Below are 16,610 nucleotides of genomic sequence, written 5' to 3' on the forward strand. Positions count from 1 at the left end.
GGTATTTGCGTGGTGCTGGCACTGCTCGTGGTTCTCCTTCGGGCCAGGATCATAAGCCTGGCTTCAGGGACTCCACGAATCCGGGGTCAGCTCATGGCTCTCACCTCCGTTGGCCGGCGGGCAAACGCCCTGTCGAGCCGATGGGACGGGACAGGGACGACGGCGGACCTGCTCCGCCATCGGTCTCCCAGGCTTCTTCCCTGCTTCGGGCATCGAGCCTCTCTGCTGCTGCCTCCCGGGCCGGGGCATCGATGCCGTCGCCCGCCATCAGCTGCGCGGCCGCATCCGCACGGGTTTCCGGCGGAATCACCAGCACATCCCGACGGCCGTCGGCAGAGAAAAGGGTGAGTCCGTGCGGATCCTGCTCCTCGGTGGACCAGCCCACATCCACCGTGCGCCCGGCGACGGACACCCAACGCGGGATGACAGGCCAGTAGGCCGGGTTCAGCGTGATACCTGTGATGCGGCCCCAGAGGTCGCCCAATGCTGCCGTCAAGAGTGGCAGCTCACGGGTGAGGGCACGGGAGCGAGGCCACCACGTGCCGTCCAGCCCGCCCGGCGCGGGCGTCAGGGACAGGCGAGCCGGCAGCGACGGCGCGCGCCTGCCCGATGTCGTACGGTCAATGGTCACGGACATGGCGCGAACCCGTCCCCGGGCTCATGGTGCGACCCGGCACTGTCGATCACCGGAAACGGCACCCGCCACGGAGCCGGTGCGCGAGGAACTCCCGGTGCCTTCACACTACTCCGCCCGCTGACCCAAGAGGCCGCGGATGAGCTGGCGTTTTCCTGCCTCCGGGACCTGGTCCCGAGTGCCCGAGGCGCAGCCTGTCAGAGCCAGTCCTTGCGCTTGAACGTCAGATAAAGCACGGCGGACAGGACCACGATGACGGCAGCGGAGGTGATGAATCCGGACTGGCGGCCGAAACCGGGGTAGGGGAGGTTCTGGCCGTAGTAGCCGGTGATCGCGGTGGGTACGGCGATGATCGCGGCCCAGCTCGTCACCTTCTTCATGATCAGGTTCATGCTATTGGCCTGGACCGAAAGGTTCGTCTCCATGACCGAGGCCACCAGGTCCCGCAGTGATTCCGTCCACTCGGTGGCACGCAGCACGTGGTCGTAGACGTCCTGGTAATACGGGACGAGCGGGTCGCTGATCACGTGCAAGCCGGGGCGCATGAGGGTGTTGACCACCTCACGCATCGGCAGCACGACACGGCGCAACTGGACCAGCGATTTACGCAGCGCGAAAGCCCGGCGTTGCACGGCTTCGATCTCACGGCGCCCGGCCACGAAGAGCAGACCCTCCAACTCCTCGATGCCGTCCTCCAGTTGCTGGACCGCGGCGAAGTGGCCGTCCACCAGATGGTCGAGCAGACCATGCAGCAGGAAACCGACACCGTGGCCGGCCAGGTCCGCGCTCTCGTCCCAGCGGCTGACGACGCTGTCGATGTTGAAGCCGTCATCCTTGCGAACGGTGATCATGGCCTGACTGGTCAGGAACACGGCGATCTCACTGTATGACAGTTCCGCATCGTCCGGGCTGACGGTGACGGCATAGGCACTGAGGAACTCGTGAGTGCGATAGCGGTCGAGTTTCGGCCGCTGCCCACGCTGCGCGGCGTCCTCCAGAGCCAGTTCGTGAATGCCGAACTCGTCGCCGAGCATGGTGAAATCGGCGGGCCCGGGCCGGTACAGGTCCAGCCACAGGACCGACGCCGGATCGGCGAGATGCGCGGCGACGTCACTGGCGGGAAAGTCCTCCAGGACAAGAGTGCCGTCGTGATACAGCCGGGTGCGCGTCACCATGACCCGAGGCTAGTCTCTCGCACCTCGATCATCCCGCTTCGCCCCGATCTACCAACTCGGCAGGCTCTAGAGATCACCGGCGGTCGACGCACCCCGTAAACAACGCTGACTCCGGCCCGCCAGCGATCCTGCGTCAGCCGCGTATGACCCGGACGGAACAGCAGTCCGCACACAGCCCCCAAGACACCCGATCAGAACCGTCAGCACCATCACCGGCCATCAGCAAAGTCCATGTCAGCGACCCGCAGGGAAGATCCCCGCAGCCCATTACTAGGAGACCAAGAACCCGATCAGGTGGCTTCACTGGCTGGACAGGCCACGCGGCGTTGTGTCCGAGGGACGAGTTGACGGCTGACGATACGGTCGTGGCGCAAGGGAGGGTCCACCTCTGAGACCGCTGTCGGCGTACGCCTTGAGTCAGCTGGGGTCGCCTCGTCGGTTCTGGCCGCCTGTTCCTCATCGATCGCAACCCGGCTGCCGGATCGCCGAGCGCCATCGGGCTTGTGAGAGCACCGGGCCGCGGAATGGCCGGCCGGTTGCCTCCCGTTTCAACGGGCACCGCAACCGGCCGAGCCCCAGCAACCGGACCATCGAGTCGGTCCGTACGCCGGTGGCGGGACGGCGAACGAACTCAGAACCGGCTCACCGGCCGGCCACCGTCGTCTGACGCGCGGCCGGGGCCGCCCCATGGCTGCCGTTTGTGCTGAGCGCATGCAGGATGTCCTCGACACTCTGCTTGGCGTCGCCGAAGAGCATGCTGCTGTTCTCGCGGAAGAAGAGCGGGTTCTGCACGCCCGCGTAGCCGGAGGCCATGGAGCGCTTGAAGATGATGACCCGTTCCGCGTCCCAGACCCGCAGCACCGGCATGCCGGCGATCGGGCTGGCCGGGTCCTCGGCGGCGGCCGGGTTGACGGTGTCGTTCGCGCCGATGACCAGCACGATGGAGGTGTCGGCGAAGTCGTCGTTGATCTCGTCCATTTCCAGGACGATGTCGTACGGCACCTTCGCCTCGGCGAGCAGCACGTTCATGTGCCCGGGCAGGCGCCCGGCGACGGGGTGGACGCCGAAGCGGACCTCGACACCCCGCTCACGCAGCCGGCGCGTCAACTCCGCGACCGGGTGCTGGGCCTGGGCGACCGCCATGCCGTAACCGGGCGTGATGATCACCGAGCGGGCCTGGGCGAGCATCTCGGCCGCCTCCGCCGCCCGCACCTCGCGGTGCTCGCCCTGCACCTCCGCGCCGCCGGACGGCGCCTCGATGCCGAAACCGCCCGCGATGACGGACAGGAACGACCGGTTCATCGCCTTGCACATGATGTAGGACAGGTAGGCGCCGGAGGAGCCCACCAACGCGCCCGTGACGATGAGCAGGTTGTTGTCGAGCAGGAAGCCCGCCGCGGCCGCCGCCCAGCCCGAGTAGCTGTTCAGCATGGAGACGACGACGGGCATGTCGCCACCGCCGATCGAGGCGACAAGGTGCCAGCCGAGGGCCAGCGCCAGCACGGTCACCGCGATCACCAGCGGCAGGTTCGGGCTGATCGTGAACCAGACCGTCAGCGCGACGAACGCAACGAGCGCGCCGATGTTGAGCGCGTTCTTGCCGGGAAGCATCAGCGGACGGGACTTGATGCGTGCCGAGAGCTTCATGAACGCGACGATGGAGCCGGTGAAGGTGACCGCTCCGATGAAGATGCCGATGAACACCTCGGCATGGTGGATGCCCAGCAGATCGGCGCCGATCCGGGTCTGGGCCGTGCCGTGCGCCTCCACCTCCAGGTAGCTGTTCCAGCCCACGAGCACCGCGGCGAGGCCGACGAAGCTGTGCAGCACCGCGATCAGTTCGGGCATCTGCGTCATCTCGACGCGGCGGGCCCGCCACAGACCGATCGCCGCGCCGAGCGCCATGGCCAGCACGATCAGGGCCACCGCCCCGGCGGTAATGCTCTGCGCCGCCACCACGATGGTGGCGACCAGCGCGAGGACCATGCCGGCGATGCCGTAGACGACGCCGGCACGGGAGGTGCGGTGTCGGGACAGGCCGGCCAGGCTGAGGATGAACAACAGGGCGGCGACCAGGTCGGCAGCGTGGGAAGCCGTCAGAGAGGTCATCTCGGCTCAGCCTTTCGAGAACATGGACAGCATGCGGCGGGTGACGGCGAAACCTCCGAAGATGTTGACACTCGTCAGCAGGACCGCCATGAAGGACAGCGCGGTGACGAGCCGGTTCTCGTGCCCGATCTGCAACAGCGCGCCGATCACGACGATCCCGGAGATCGCGTTGGTCACCGACATCAGCGGGGTGTGCAGCGCGTGGTGCACCTTGCCGATGACGTAGTAGCCGATCACCACCGCCAGAGCGAACACGGTGAAGTTGCCCGCGAGTTGGGCGGGGGCGAAGGCCACCAGCAGGAACATGGCGAGCATGCCGAGCCCGGTCAGGCCGACGCGCCAGACAGGCGTCAACTTCGATGTCGACTGCTTCGGTCCGGGCGGTTCGGGCGCGGCCGCGGGCCGCACGGCGGGCGCGGCCGAGACGGCGACGGGCGGCGGCGGCCAGGTGACGTCGCCGTCCCGCACCACGGTCACGGCCCGCTGCACCACGTCGTCGAAGTCGATCGTCAACTGCCCGTCCTTGCCGGGTGTGAGCAGCTTCAGCAGGTTCACCAGGTTGGTGCCGAACAACTGCGAGGCCTGGGCGGGCAGCCTGGAAGCCAGGTCGGTGTAGCCGATGATGGTGACGCCGTTGTCGGTGACCACCGCGCGCCCCGGCACGGTGCCCTCGACGTTGCCGCCCTGGGCGGCGGCCATGTCCACGATGACGCTGCCAGGCTTCATGACCGCCACGTCCCGGGCCGTCAGCAGGCGCGGCGCCGGCCGGCCCGGGATCAGTGCGGTGGTGATCACGATATCCACGTCGCCGGCCTGCTCGTGGTAGAGCTGGGCTGCGGCACGGTCGTAGTCGGCGGAGGTCGCCTTGGCATAGCCGTCGGTGCTCGTCTCCTGGGCGACGTGCACGGGGAGGTACTCGCCGCCCAGCGATTTCACCTGGTCGGCGACCTCGGGCCGCGGGTCGGTGGCCCGGACGATCGCGCCGAGGCTGGAGGCGGCGCCGATCGCCGCCAGACCGGCCACGCCCACGCCGGCGACCAGCACTTTGGCCGGCAGCACCTTGCCCGCCGCGGTGACCTGGCCGGTGAAGAACCGGCCGAAGACGTGCGCGGCTTCGATGACCGCCCGGTACCCGGCGATGTTGGCCATCGATGACAGCACATCCATCGACTGCGCGCGCGAGATGCGGGGCACCGCGTCCAGCGCCAGAGCGGTCACTCCGGCATCGGCGAGTGTCCGAAGCAGCTCCGGCCTTTGGGCCGGTGCCAGCAGGGCGACCATGGTCGCGCCGTGCCGCAGCCGGGTGATCTCCGCGTCGGAGGGGGAGTTCACCTTCAGCACGACATCCGCGTCCCAGGCCTCACCGATCTCGGCGCCGGTATCGAGGTAGGCCTGGTCACTGAAGCCGGACGCCGCGCCGGCCTCGGACTCCACCACGACCTCGTAACCGAGGTCGAGCAGCTGACGCACGGTCGCCGGCGTCGCCGCGACACGCGTCTCACCGGAGACGGACTCGGCCACCACGCCGATGCACCGGGGTGGGTGGTGCGCAGGTTCTTGTTCAGACATTTATCGTGTTCTCTCCTGGGAGGAGGGCTTGACGGGCTATCCGCGATCACAAGGGCGTCCACGGGGCTCGTTCCCATGGACGCCGGTCGTGGGAACCTACCCGTCAGGGCCGCCCATGCCTACGGGGCATAACCGTGGTGTGTTTCACTCGGCGGTCGCCGCGTCGCCGTTCGCCTGCGGCGGGTCCGACCGCAGGAGGGCAACGGGACCTGAGGGTCCGTCGGCGACCGGGGCGACGACTTCCAGTTGCTACTACATCGCCCGTGGTCTGGGCCCCCGCCGTCTCCCCGCTGCCGCGTTCCATCTTTCCGACACAGTGTCCCGAGTGTGGGGCTGGGGGTGACCAGTCTGGCCTTGCCCTCGTCCCGACTCTCACGGAGTCGGACCGCACCAGGCGGACCACGACGACCCCGTATCCTGCCCACCCCCTTTCCGTCGGCGTCAGAGCGCGCCACACAGAGCGTGCACTGTCACCGGTCGGCTGACCGCTGCTCGACTTCCTGCCCGCATCCGAGCGTCCATGGCCACAGCCGACCGCCGAGCGGGATCACGCACCATGCATCGCCGAACAGGTCACCGACCGCCCGTGCACCTACCGGGCGGCGACCCCGTTGAACTCGGAGATGATCAGCCCCACGAGTGTCTTGTCGGCCCCGGTGTTCAGCTTGACGACGAGATATCGCTCCGGCATCACTCCTCCAGGACCTGTCGCTGGGGATCATGCAGGAACTCGTAGTGATCTACGCGGGACAGCGCATTGAAGAGCACAGGCGGGCCGGTCGGCGCACAGGCCGATTCGTCGCCCAGAGAAGCAGAACCAAAACCCCACGCGGACTCCAAGTTCCGTTTCATCGCGTGTAGTTGCCTAGCGAACGAACCAGCTTATCGATGCGGGATGAGCGCGGCGTGTGGTGTGCACGTCGGATTTGGGTGGTCACCACGCCAGGGATGCTGATCTGTGCAGACCCGCAGCCCGCATCTGCTCCGGGGACGCGCTGAGCGGGGCGGCCTGCAGCTCGGCATGGACACTGGCCGCCAGCCCGTACGGTTGATCCTCGCCCAGCCCCGTCCAACGTTCCCCGCTCGACGGCCCTGCCCAGGTGGGGGACCGGCGTCCTCGTAACCGCCACGCTACCGAGCAGGGCCACCCTGGTGATCAATGGACGCGGGAGCGGATCCTCGTGAACAACGCTCCAGGTGTGCGAGCACGCTCGATCGAGCCGTACCGACCATGAGCTTTCCCAGGCCCTCGGAAAGCGGGTGGATCAGCGCAGTCCGGCGAAGAGGTCGTTCTCGGGCACGGCCGCGCCGGTGGTGTCCTGGACACGTACGAAGGTCTCGACGCCCATCAATTCGGTGAACCTTTTCTGGCCCATCTTGAGGAAGAAGATGTTCTCGCCCTGGCTGGCGTGCGCGGCCAGCGCGTCGAACTTCTGACCGCCGAATGCGGTCGTGTCCACCCAGGTGGTGATCTCCTCGTCGGGGAGTCCGATCTCGGCCATCGCGGCGGCCTCGGCCGGATCCGGCTCCTGCCAGTCCGCATGGAACTCGCGCATGGCCTCCCCGAACCGCTGCATCATCGAGCGCGGCGCCGTCGTCCAGTACACCTTCGGTGTCTGCAGGGTCATCGCCAGCGCCGTCATCGTGATGCGGTTTGCCTGGATGTGGTCGGGGTGGCCGTAAAAGCCGTTCTCGTCGTAGGTGACGACCACATCGGGTTGGTAGCGGCGCAAGAGTTGCGCGAGTCGGGCAGCGCCCTCCTCCACGGGTGTCCGCCAGAAAGATCCGGGGGCGTCATTGGCCGGCCAGCCCATCATCCCGGAGTCGGCGTAGTCCAGCGTCTCCAGATGACAGACCTTCAGAATCTCGCAACTCGACTCAAGTTCTTGACGCCGCATCAAGGCGACGGCTGCCGGATCGTGCCCGGGATCGCCCGGCTTGACACCCCCCGGTCCGTCACCGCAACTGCCGTCGGTGCACGTCACGAGGACCGTGCGGATGCCCTCCGCCGCGTACCGCGCGAGGACGCCTCCCGTTCCAGTGGCCTCATCGTCGGGGTGGGCGTGCACCGCCATGAGCGTCAAGGGCCAGTCATTCATGAAACACTCCTCCTGTGTGAAAAGGCCTCGGTCCGAGTCTGCGGCAGACGTACAAGCGCTCGCCGCGATATTGGGTGAAAATGCGTACCGCGCACGCTTCTGGCCGATCACATCGGAGCCGGCCGTGGACGCCCGGCCCCCGACATCGGCACCGGCGACGGCGCCTTCACCCACCACCTCCACGAGCTCGATTACCGCACCACCGGCATCGACTTCTCCCCCAGCGCCATAGCCGCAGCAGCCCAGAAAACCCGGAGCCACCAGCAAGGCGAAGAGCTGACCCGGCATCTGATGGACTTCGCCGCCGACGACGTCAACGCCCTGCCGGACTGGGCGTACGCGGTCGTCGCCTGCCGCCTGCTCTATCGGTGGACGGGCGACAAGCCGGCCTTCCCCGACCGCGTCCGGAAGGTCCTGGCACCCGGCGGGATCTCCTGGGTGGTCACCGAACTCGCCGGTCGCCGCGAGGACAGCGACCCCTGCAAGCACCTCGGGATCAACGTCGCCGAGGCCGAGACGCTCACCATGGGCTGACCCATCGTACGCGCCGCCGATCTGTGTCCACCGGCATGCGAGGGTCGTCACGCGGGATGTGCGACTGGCCCATGGACTCGCGGACCACCTTGCCGCCGCCGAAGACCATCTAGTCACCACTGCGTCCAGGCCCCACCGCACCAGTCGTCCTCCACCTTGAGGACGTGATTGGTGTCGGCGACCGGGACCCGGTCCCGGTGGTCGGTCCGTACCGGGCCGCGTACCGGGAACGCGCCAGCGGGTCCCAGGCGTGCTCCGTCCTGCCGGGCTGCCCAGTCTTGTCGGGCATCGAGGTGCTTCCCCTCGTCGCTCTCGCCGGCCCGGAGTCCGTGGACGATCCGCTCGCCCGCGATGGGCGCCAGCATGGGTACCCGGACCGCCTCCGAGTCCTCGGTCGGCACCGAACCGCCCCAGCTGGCGATGCAGTTGGGGTAGCCGCCGGCGTATGGGGCGGCGTCCCAGGTGGGGAAAGCGGTCGACGAGCGTGAGGCGGGCCGTTGCGCAGCAGTCGTCGTACTCGGGCAGTGTGATGCTGGGCGGCGTGGCAGGTAGGCTTTGTCCAGTCCGAAGCAGGCCATGAGTGCGCTCTTCTGCTCGACCGGCGCGACGGACATCGGCTGGGCGACAGCCAGGTCCACGTCGAGGGACTCGACGCCGGCGTCGTAGCCGCGATGGTGGCGATGGTCGCGGTCTCCTCCGTCACCGCAACCCCCAGGCCGGCGGCGAGGTGGCGCAATGCCGGCCGCCAACGCCGCTGCGGCGTCGGTGACAACAGGGAATACGCCGGCGACCACTGGCTTGCACCAGCGGCTCCAGCTCATACTCCAGCCTCTTCTTCGCCCCTTGGACTGCGTCCGCGTACGCGTGCAGCGCCTTGCCCATCACGCGGGCGGCATCGGCCAGGTCCCTCAGCCAGCCGCGCCCGCCACTGATACCGACCGGACGAGGCGGTGGTCGTACGTGCCGAGCAGTGACGCGGAGAGAGGCCCTTCGTCCGAGTTCCCCGTCGGCCGATGCAACTCGTCACCCCTGTTTCCCCCAAGTTTGCATCTGTGCCCTGGACACCAGTCTACCCGTCAGTAAGGTTGCCCCGGCGGACGCGCCCGGTCCTCGGACGTGTCACTCAATTGCCGCCAGGGGCAGGGGGATTCATGAGCCAGATGAGCCGTCGCCGGTTCGTGTCGGGAGCATCCGCGGCAGCCGCAGGAGCCGCCCTGTGGCCGCTGCTGACACCGAGCAGCGCACGTGCCCAGGACCGGGCCCTGGACGCCACGGCCGCGCGCGCGGTGCGGATCGAGGGGACGACGCTGGAACAGGTGGCCACGCCCTCCGGCGACGGAGCGTACAAACGGCTGACAGCGGGGCCCGGCTGGCCCCTCATGGTGCGCGCCGAACTGGCCGGTGCCGCGTCCGGGCGGGACGACCGGCGGACCGGGCTCGCCTCCTTTGTGCAGTTCACCGACCTGCATCTGACGGACACCGAGTCGCCGGTGCGGTTTGAGTACCTGGCGCGGTTGAACGACAGCGCGCACCGGCCGCAGGAGACGCTGACCGTGCGCGGCGCCTCGTCCCTCGTCGAACGAGTCAACGCGGTGCGCCAAGGACCTTACACAGGCTTGCCGTTCAGCCTTGTCATGGCTACCGGTGACAACACCGACAACCACGAACGCATCGAGCTCGACTGGTACCTGACGGTCATGAGCGGCGGCCGGATCGCCCCGAACAGCGGAGACCTCTCCCGCTACGAAGGCGTGCAGAACTCCGGTAGCGCCCAGTACTGGAACCCCGAGTCGTCCCTCCAGGATGCCTACAAGGCCAAGGGCCTGCCGGAGATCCCCGGTTTCCTGAGCGGCGCCGTCCGCCCCTTCGACGCCCCGGGGCTGAGCCTCCCGTGGTACACGACAGTCGGCAACCACGACGACAGTATCGAGGGCAGCCTGCCCGACCTCGGCCTGCTGAACGACCTCTACACCGGCTCCCGCAAGCTGGAGGGCTGCGACGACGCCACCGCAATCCAGCTGGCGGACGCCGTACTGCACGACCCGGCGGAGGCCGTGCTGCTGCTGAGCAAGCTGCTCACCAGCGGCGACGCGATCCGCACGGTCACCCCCGACGAGCGGCGCCACCCCTTCACGCCGGCCGAGTTCGCCAAGGCGCACCTGAGCCCCGCGTACACCGGAGCCGGTCCCGTCGGCCACGGGTTCACCAACGACTCGGTCAGCAGCGGACACCTCTACTACACCTTCGACCTCGCCGACGGCGTCCTCGGCATCAGCCTCGACAGCACCAACCGGGCGGGATTCGCGGACGGTTCACTCGGCACCGCGCAGCTGAACTGGCTGGAGTCGGTCCTCAAGACGCACAGCGGGCATTGGTACGACACCAACGGCAGCGTGGTCCGGGGCGGATCCGACAGCCGCCTCGTCGTCGTCTTCAGCCACCACACCAGCGGCACGATGGGCAACCTGCTGCCCGACCCGTACCACCCCTTCGAAGCACGCCACAGCGGCGACGAACTGGTCGCCCTCCTCCAGCGCTTCCCGAACGTCGTGGCCTGGGTCAACGGGCACACCCACACCAACCAGATCATCCCGCACGGCCACATTGTCCCCGAACGCGCCTTCTGGGAGATCAACACCGCCTCCCACGTCGACTACCCGCACCACGCCCGGATCATCGAGATCGCCGACAACCAGGACGGCACGCTGTCGCTGTTCACCACGCTGATCGAGTCGGCCGCCCCCTACCGGACCGACTTCACCGACACCTCCGATCCCGGCCTCGCCGCGCTGTACCGGGAACTCGCCTACAACGACCCTTACGCCACCCCCACCACCCGCATCGGCACCGCCGCAGACCACAACACCGAACTGCTGTTGACGAAGCCCGCGACGTAGGCCAGTCGTTTGCTCGCCGCCGTGCAGAGGCAGGCGGGTGCCGGCCAGGCAGCCGTCGACCAGGTCTGAGCGGTACTGGATCTTCTTGAGCCGGTGCTTCACGGCTCGGGCGATCTGGCCGGGGTCGCCTGCGGCGAGATTGCCGATGTCGCACCGGACCAGCGACCAGATGCCCTCGTGGGGCTGAGGTCGGGTGCGTGGGCGGGCAACTGGAACACGGTGAGCCACTCGGCGTGCGCGGCGGTGGACTCCTGCAGCGGCTTGGCCAGGTGCAGCCGCGCGTTGTCCCGGATCAGTACGATCGGGCCGCCGAGCTGAGTGTGGGCGCGGACGATCAGGTCACAGAAGTCGCGCCGGCCGAAGCCTTTCGGCCGGCCGGTGTACTCGCGCACCGGGCAGATCAGCCTCGACCGCTCGCCGGGCTTGTAGCAGACCATGCCTGCCGTCGACGTCGCGCATCTCTTCGGCGGTCTGGTACCGGTCCGTACGATCCTTGGCCAGCGCGCGCAGCACCAGGGTGTCGTAGGCGGCAGGCAGCTGCGGGACGCGGGCAGAGGGAGACACCGGTGGTTCCGAGAGGTGTTTCATGGCCACGGCCAGCGGTGTGTCACCGGTGAACGGGGGGCGGCGGGTGAGCAGCTCGTAGAGCAGGCAGCCGGTCGAGTACAGGTCGGTGCGGACATCCACCTGCTCGCCCGGGGCCTGTCCCGGCGAAAGGTACTCGGCCGTGCCCACCACCGAGGTTCGGGTGAGGGTCGAACCCGTCCCATCCACCGAGCGGGCGATGCCGAAATCCGTCACCTTCACGGTCCCCTCGTAGGGGAGCATGACATTCGCCGGTTTGATGTCCCGGTGGACGATGCCGTGGCGGTGGGCGTGCTCGAGCGCCTCCAGCACGCCGGCGGTGATGCCCGGATCCGGCGATCCGTGCCTCGCGCGCGAAGCACCCGCGCACGCGAGCTGATCCACACGGCTCCGACGGCGAGCGCGGCAGGAGGCCTCGGACACCAGGCAGCCGCGCGACTCACCCGCCGCAGCGGCCGCCTCCCTGCCGGGCGCTGGCTGTGATGACCCGCATGACGCCGGGGGTGATGTCGGCCTTGGTCACATTCTCACCCTCCGCTGAACTTCGCCTTTCATGCAGCTGAACTTCGTCTTTCATGCCACGGCTACTTTCCCAACAGGGTCAGGTCAGCTTTGCAGTCAGGAGACCGGTGCGGTGAAGCGACGCAACATAGGCGGCAGGCTCTACGCGCCGCTGGCCAGCGTGCTCCTGGCCCTGTCCGTAGGCGGCTGCGGCACGAGCGGTGGCGAGGCAACCGGCTCGGCGTCCGGCTCCGTCGGCGGCACGCCCGGCACCGCGTCGCACGTCACAGCTGAGCCTGCCGCCTGGCACAAGTGGGGCCTGACACCGCTGCCCGCGGCTCCCGAGCCCCCGGCGGACAAACCCATCAAGCTGTCCGCAACCGGCCCGGTCCCGGTCTTCGCGCACGTACCGACATCCCAGAAGGTCGTCTTCATCACCGTCGACGACGGACTGGAGAAGGACCCCCAGTTCATCGAGATGATGCGGGACCTGAAGATCCCGATCACGATGTTCCTGATGAACGACGCCATCAAGTCGGACTACGGGTACTTCAAGCCACTGCAGGCGATGGGCAACCGCATCCAGAACCACACCCTGCACCATCCCGCGATGAACACCATTCCACTGGCCCGCCAGAAGCAGGAGGTGTGCGGCGACCAGAAGATCCTCACCCAGCAGTTCGGCACCGCCCCGTTGCTCTTCCGGCCACCCTACGGGGCGTACAACAACAACACCAAGATAGCGGTGGGAGAGTGCGGGCCGCGAGCGATCGTCTGGTGGCGTGAGTCCATGCAGGTGCGCAATATGCAGTACCAAGAGCCAGGCAAGAAGCTGCGTCCCGGTGACATAATCCTCGCTCATTTCCGCGGCCCTGCGGAGCTCAAGGGCGCCACCATGACAGAGATGTTCGCGAATCTGCTCAGGCGCATCCAGGAGCAGGGCTTCGCAGTGGCCCGCCTGGAGGACTACATCCAGGCCCCAACCGGACACTGAACCGACCAGAAATCAGTGTGCCTCGCAGCCGTTGCACTCTTTCGGTCTCGGGGCGCGGGTCGCGCAGTATGCACCACAGCCGGCTGGATCGGGCCGGGACCTCGACCGGCATCTGCACATCTGTCTCGGTCAAAGGCCAAGAAAAGCCCCGGACAAGCCCTCGCAACAAAGCGCGGGCGGGCGCCGGGCGGAAAGCGCAGGCAAACAGCCCATGGGACTCACGAGCAACAAAGTACTGGTGCTGGCGGTCGTCCTAGCCCTCGTACTGTTCCTCAGCACGGTCTGGCTGTGGCCTCGCCTGGCCCAACAGAGCTGGCGAGCCGTCAGCGGGCGGGTCGTTCTGCTGCTCGGCACCCAGTTGACGCTCTTCGGCTCGGTGGGCCTCGCCGTGAACCAGGCCTTCGGTTTCTACGCCAGCTGGGCCGACCTCTTCGGCCAGGAGACCGGACAGGGAGTGGTCGTCGACCACACAGCGGGCGGCAACAGCCCCGTCCATGTGGTCGCCACGTCCAAGGTCATCGGTGCGAGCAGCACGCTGCCGCAGGTGGCCGGCCAGGTCCAGAAGGTCGACATCATCGGCCGTACGACCCATCTGGCCGCGCCGGCGTACGTGTACCTGCCGCCGGAGTACTTCCAGCCGAAGAACAGCGCACGCAAGTTCCCGGTGTCCGTCATCCTCACCGGCTACCCCGGCACGGCCGAAGCGCTGGTGAACAAGCTGCACTACCCCAGTACGGCCCTGCAGCTGGCCAAGGCCGGGAAGATGCAGCCGATGATCCTGGTGATGCTGCGCCCGACCGTGGCGCCGCCGCGGGACACCGAGTGCGTCGACGTTCCCGGTGGCCCGCAGACCGAGACCTTCTTCGCGAAGGATCTGCGCGCTGCGGTGACGGCCCAGTACAGGGCGGACAAGACGCCCGCCAGCTGGGGCATCGTCGGCGACTCGACCGGCGGCTACTGCGCGCTGAAGATCGCCATGCACCACCCGGCCTCGTACGCCGCCGCCGCGGGTCTGTCGCCGTACTACAAGGCGCCGATCGACCCCACCACGGGCGACCTCTTCCGCGGCGACACGAACCTGCAGAATCGCGCCAACCTTTTCTGGACGCTCAAACATCTGGCCGCGCCCGAGACGTCGCTGCTCGTCACCAGCAGCAGGGTCGGTGAGCACAACTACAAGGACACACTCAAGTTCATCAAGAGCGTGCAGGCGACCAACGTGACCAGGATTTCGTCGATCATCCTCCCGAGCGGCGGGCACAACTTCAACACCTGGCGGCGCGAGATCCCGCCGATGCTGCAGTGGCTGAGCCAGCGACTGGTCGCACATTGACCATTCGCGCTGACGCCCCGTAAAGCGCGGAACTGGACGCGGTTCGCGATCGACGGGAGAGCCGTGGAGCACCCGACCGCGTCGACGCCACGACGCCGGGCCTCTATCGACCGTACGGACTTCGGCACTGGGGCGGCAGGAACCGCGCTGTGCACCTCAGCCCTGCAACTACCGCTTTGCAACCTTCTCCGAAATTCGATCACCGCTTTGTCTAGCGGGCCTGTCCCATAAGAACCATATAAGAATATGTCCACCTCATTGGTTCCAGGAGAAAGACAGCGGCATATGAAGCACGCTGCACGTCCCAGATGGATGGGATTCGTCCTGCCAGCCGCAGCTCTGGCCGCCGCAGTACCGTTCGTCATCCCGCCTCTCGTAGGCGTCTCTTCTGCGCCGACCACGCAGGCAGCCTCACGGATAGGACGAACGCCAGCAGGTTCTCGACGCCGTTCCCGGCGGATCACCGAAGGGCTCTCCGAGTCCGACCGGGCGCGCATACCCGGCTTCGCCGAGGTGGAGGTCGACCCCGATCCCAACCACCTGCGCCTGCACTGGAAAGGCGCCCCGCCGCAGCGGGTCCGGAGTTGGATTACAGGAACCCCGACCTGCTACCTCAGAGGTCAGCACTCCTTCGTGATGGTCAAGGACCGCCACGTACTCCACGCTGTGCGCCCACCGAAACATGTCGACGCGACCGGCCCGGATTCCGGGAAATCAGGAAACCAGCAGGTCAGGTGGCCCTTTGCTGCAGGCTCAAGAATGAGCACGCACTCCACATGCGAGGTCATCGGAAACGTGTCGCCATGTAGCAGAACTGGAAGAAGCTGCAGGTCATTCGACATCTCTTGGCCCTTGTGGCCATCTCCCGGGACCCTCGGAGCGTCAACCGAGCGTCGCGGATCACGTCCGCCCGAGTGGTGTCTCGACGGCCGCTCGGTGATCTCACCTACCTCGGGCCAGCCGCCGCGGAGGTGGTGGCCGAGGTGGGCGGGTTCGGGGGCTCGATGAGGTGCTGAGTGCCGCCCGGGGAGGTGCAGGCGTGGACCCCACGGAGGCGAGCAGAACACATGCCTTGGCCGTTGAGGGGCTTGGCGCTGCGACCATCGCGCTGAAGGTGTCGGTGTCGTAGTGGACCTTGTTCTGGTAGGTCCGGCCCCCCCTCGCCGACGACCCGGGCGATGTCGCCGGAGTGTCCCCAACTGATACGGCACCAGGCAGCCTTGCAGGCATCGCTGTAGCGCGACTCCACGTAGACCCCGGCGACCTTGTACAGGGCAGCGCTCCACGCGTCACCGCCCCAGCCAGTTCGCCCGGGGTTCTTCCCGGCACAGCTGTCCGCGAAGCAGTTCACGTCGAGTTGCCTGGTCGGTGTGTCCTTGTCCACGGTGCCGTCCCGGTCGGCGCACGCCCGGACGCCGGCCGAAAGCGACGTACAGCAAGACGGACAGGCCGACGACAGCGGCCAGGGCGACCACCGCCCGGATCAGCTGCCGCCTGCCGAACCGACGGCTCACGGACGGCGGCTCTTCGGCCTGCGCGGCGGGAGCGCGCTCCGTCACGGAAGTGGATTCCTCGAACGGCCGGTCGTGGACCTCGTCGGCATCGCGGGGCCGTTCGTGTCACTGGTTCTGGGGTCGTGCCAAGCCGTGTTCGCCAGTTCCCACAGTGCCACGAGCCGGGCGGGATCGGCGTCGGCCAGCTTTCCGAGGGAGGTCACCGCGTGCTGCGCCGGCAGTGCCTTGCCGTTGAGATTGCGTTCCCAGGAGGACTTGCTGTACGGAGTGCGGCCGCCGAGGTCGTGCAGCACGAAGCTGTCGTACCAGTCGCGGCCGACCTCGCCAGTCTCGCTGCGGGCAGGGCTGTAGCGGGCGGCGAGCTGCAGGTGGCCCGGCTGAGGCAGCCGGGGCAGCAGAGCGCTCTGCAGGTGTTCGGCGGTGGCTTGGATCTCGCTGGGCAGGCGGGGCGTTGTCAGCATGCGGGGCGATGCGGCTGCACGCTGAGAGCTTTCTGGAGCACGACGGCCACACCGTCTCCGTCGCCGCCACCGCCGACAGCCTGCTGCGGCAGCTCGCACCAGCGCCCCACCTGGTCGTCCTCGATCTCGGGCTCCCGGACGCCGACGGCCGCGACGTCTGCCTGGCCCTGCGCGCTCGCGGCGTCGACGCGCCGGTGCTGATGCT

The 16,610-nt window shown here is 67.9% G+C and carries 14 protein-coding genes and 1 pseudogene; 5 read left to right on the plus strand and 10 right to left on the minus strand.

The annotated features are described in order from the left end of the window. Nucleotides 1–100: 100 nt before the first annotated feature. The 5 genes from AB0950_RS39695 to AB0950_RS39715 form a co-directional block, all read right to left on the minus strand. Nucleotides 101–637, minus strand: coding sequence for a DUF5994 family protein (locus AB0950_RS39695; RefSeq protein ID WP_366780724.1), 537 nt, complete (start codon nt 635–637; stop codon nt 101–103). A gap of 194 nt (nt 638–831) precedes the next feature. Beyond that, complete coding sequence (locus AB0950_RS39700) at nt 832–1,809, minus strand: magnesium transporter CorA family protein (RefSeq protein ID WP_366780726.1); 978 nt, start codon at nt 1,807–1,809, stop codon at nt 832–834. Nucleotides 1,810–2,451: 642 nt separating this feature from the next. After that, the gene (gene pntB / locus AB0950_RS39705; RefSeq protein WP_366780727.1) at nt 2,452–3,918 is read right to left on the minus strand and encodes a Re/Si-specific NAD(P)(+) transhydrogenase subunit beta; all 1,467 of its coding nucleotides are present in this window, start codon (nt 3,916–3,918) and stop codon (nt 2,452–2,454) included. A gap of 6 nt (nt 3,919–3,924) precedes the next feature. Next, nucleotides 3,925–5,487 carry a Re/Si-specific NAD(P)(+) transhydrogenase subunit alpha gene (locus tag AB0950_RS39710; RefSeq protein WP_366780728.1) on the minus strand — a complete coding sequence of 521 codons (1,563 nt, stop codon included), beginning with the start codon at nt 5,485–5,487 and terminating at the stop codon, nt 3,925–3,927. 1,265 nt (nt 5,488–6,752) lie between these two features. Next, complete coding sequence (locus AB0950_RS39715) at nt 6,753–7,586, minus strand: PIG-L family deacetylase (protein WP_366780736.1); 834 nt, start codon at nt 7,584–7,586, stop codon at nt 6,753–6,755. Between the two features lie 144 nt (nt 7,587–7,730). Here AB0950_RS39715 and AB0950_RS39720 point away from each other — a divergent pair, with 144 nt between their 5' ends. After that, nucleotides 7,731–8,120, plus strand: a complete 390-nt coding sequence (locus AB0950_RS39720; protein ID WP_366780737.1) for a class I SAM-dependent methyltransferase — start codon at nt 7,731–7,733, stop codon at nt 8,118–8,120. Nucleotides 8,121–8,233: 113 nt separating this feature from the next. Here AB0950_RS39720 and AB0950_RS39725 read toward each other — a convergent pair whose 3' ends face one another. Further along, nucleotides 8,234–8,941, minus strand: coding sequence for a hypothetical protein (locus tag AB0950_RS39725; RefSeq protein ID WP_366780729.1), 708 nt, complete (start codon nt 8,939–8,941; stop codon nt 8,234–8,236). Between the two features lie 330 nt (nt 8,942–9,271). On the opposite strand from AB0950_RS39725, the gene AB0950_RS39730 reads away from it, so the two are divergent. Further along, a complete protein-coding gene (locus tag AB0950_RS39730; RefSeq protein WP_366780730.1) occupies nt 9,272–11,017 on the plus strand; it encodes a TIGR03767 family metallophosphoesterase in 1,746 nt (581 codons plus the stop codon). 98 nt (nt 11,018–11,115) lie between these two features. Here the strand turns inward: AB0950_RS39730 and AB0950_RS39735 are convergent, their stop codons facing one another. Both AB0950_RS39735 and AB0950_RS39740 read right to left on the minus strand, forming a co-directional pair. Next, nucleotides 11,116–11,409 carry a transposase gene (locus AB0950_RS39735; RefSeq protein WP_366780731.1) on the minus strand — a complete coding sequence of 98 codons (294 nt, stop codon included), beginning with the start codon at nt 11,407–11,409 and terminating at the stop codon, nt 11,116–11,118. A 61-nt stretch (nt 11,410–11,470) separates the two neighbouring features. Continuing rightward, nucleotides 11,471–11,926, minus strand: a pseudogene (locus AB0950_RS39740) (protein kinase); the annotation flags it as partial. Nucleotides 11,927–12,155: 229 nt separating this feature from the next. Between AB0950_RS39740 and AB0950_RS39745 the strand changes: the two are divergent. Further along, nucleotides 12,156–13,097 (plus strand): polysaccharide deacetylase family protein, encoded by a 942-nt coding sequence (locus AB0950_RS39745; protein ID WP_366780732.1) that lies wholly within the window; start codon nt 12,156–12,158, stop codon nt 13,095–13,097. 211 nt (nt 13,098–13,308) lie between these two features. Further along, nucleotides 13,309–14,430 (plus strand): alpha/beta hydrolase-fold protein, encoded by a 1,122-nt coding sequence (locus AB0950_RS39750; RefSeq protein WP_360161997.1) that lies wholly within the window; start codon nt 13,309–13,311, stop codon nt 14,428–14,430. A 946-nt stretch (nt 14,431–15,376) separates the two neighbouring features. Here AB0950_RS39750 and AB0950_RS39755 read toward each other — a convergent pair. Both AB0950_RS39755 and AB0950_RS39760 read right to left on the minus strand, forming a co-directional pair. Further along, nucleotides 15,377–15,814 carry a DUF2690 domain-containing protein gene (locus AB0950_RS39755; protein WP_366780733.1) on the minus strand — a complete coding sequence of 146 codons (438 nt, stop codon included), beginning with the start codon at nt 15,812–15,814 and terminating at the stop codon, nt 15,377–15,379. 171 nt (nt 15,815–15,985) lie between these two features. Continuing rightward, nucleotides 15,986–16,405: a hypothetical protein gene (locus AB0950_RS39760; RefSeq protein ID WP_366780734.1), complete on the minus strand. Its 420-nt coding sequence runs from the start codon at nt 16,403–16,405 to the stop codon at nt 15,986–15,988. 8 nt (nt 16,406–16,413) lie between these two features. On the opposite strand from AB0950_RS39760, the gene AB0950_RS39765 reads away from it, so the two are divergent. Then, nucleotides 16,414–16,610 (plus strand): response regulator (locus tag AB0950_RS39765; RefSeq protein WP_366780735.1); only part of this gene is annotated, 197 nt, incomplete at its 3' end.

The sequence above is a fragment of the Streptomyces sp. NPDC007189 genome (assembly GCF_040703635.1).
Lineage (GTDB): Bacteria > Actinomycetota > Actinomycetes > Streptomycetales > Streptomycetaceae > Streptomyces.

Excerpts from the sequence above, each read along its gene's own strand:
- AB0950_RS39695 (WP_366780724.1), bottom strand. The coding sequence starts at position 637 with ATGTCCGTGACCATTGACCGTACGACATCGGGCAGGCGCGCGCCGTCG.
- AB0950_RS39700 (WP_366780726.1), bottom strand. The coding sequence starts at position 1,809 with ATGGTGACGCGCACCCGGCTGTATCACGACGGCACTCTTGTCCTGGAG.
- pntB (WP_366780727.1), bottom strand. The coding sequence starts at position 3,918 with ATGACCTCTCTGACGGCTTCCCACGCTGCCGACCTGGTCGCCGCCCTG.
- AB0950_RS39710 (WP_366780728.1), bottom strand. The coding sequence starts at position 5,487 with ATGTCTGAACAAGAACCTGCGCACCACCCACCCCGGTGCATCGGCGTG.
- AB0950_RS39715 (WP_366780736.1), bottom strand. The coding sequence starts at position 7,586 with ATGAATGACTGGCCCTTGACGCTCATGGCGGTGCACGCCCACCCCGAC.
- AB0950_RS39725 (WP_366780729.1), bottom strand. The coding sequence starts at position 8,941 with ATGAGCTGGAGCCGCTGGTGCAAGCCAGTGGTCGCCGGCGTATTCCCT.
- AB0950_RS39730 (WP_366780730.1), top strand. The coding sequence starts at position 9,272 with ATGAGCCAGATGAGCCGTCGCCGGTTCGTGTCGGGAGCATCCGCGGCA.
- AB0950_RS39745 (WP_366780732.1), top strand. The coding sequence starts at position 12,156 with ATGCAGCTGAACTTCGTCTTTCATGCCACGGCTACTTTCCCAACAGGG.
- AB0950_RS39750 (WP_360161997.1), top strand. The coding sequence starts at position 13,309 with ATGGGACTCACGAGCAACAAAGTACTGGTGCTGGCGGTCGTCCTAGCC.
- AB0950_RS39760 (WP_366780734.1), bottom strand. The coding sequence starts at position 16,405 with ATGCTGACAACGCCCCGCCTGCCCAGCGAGATCCAAGCCACCGCCGAA.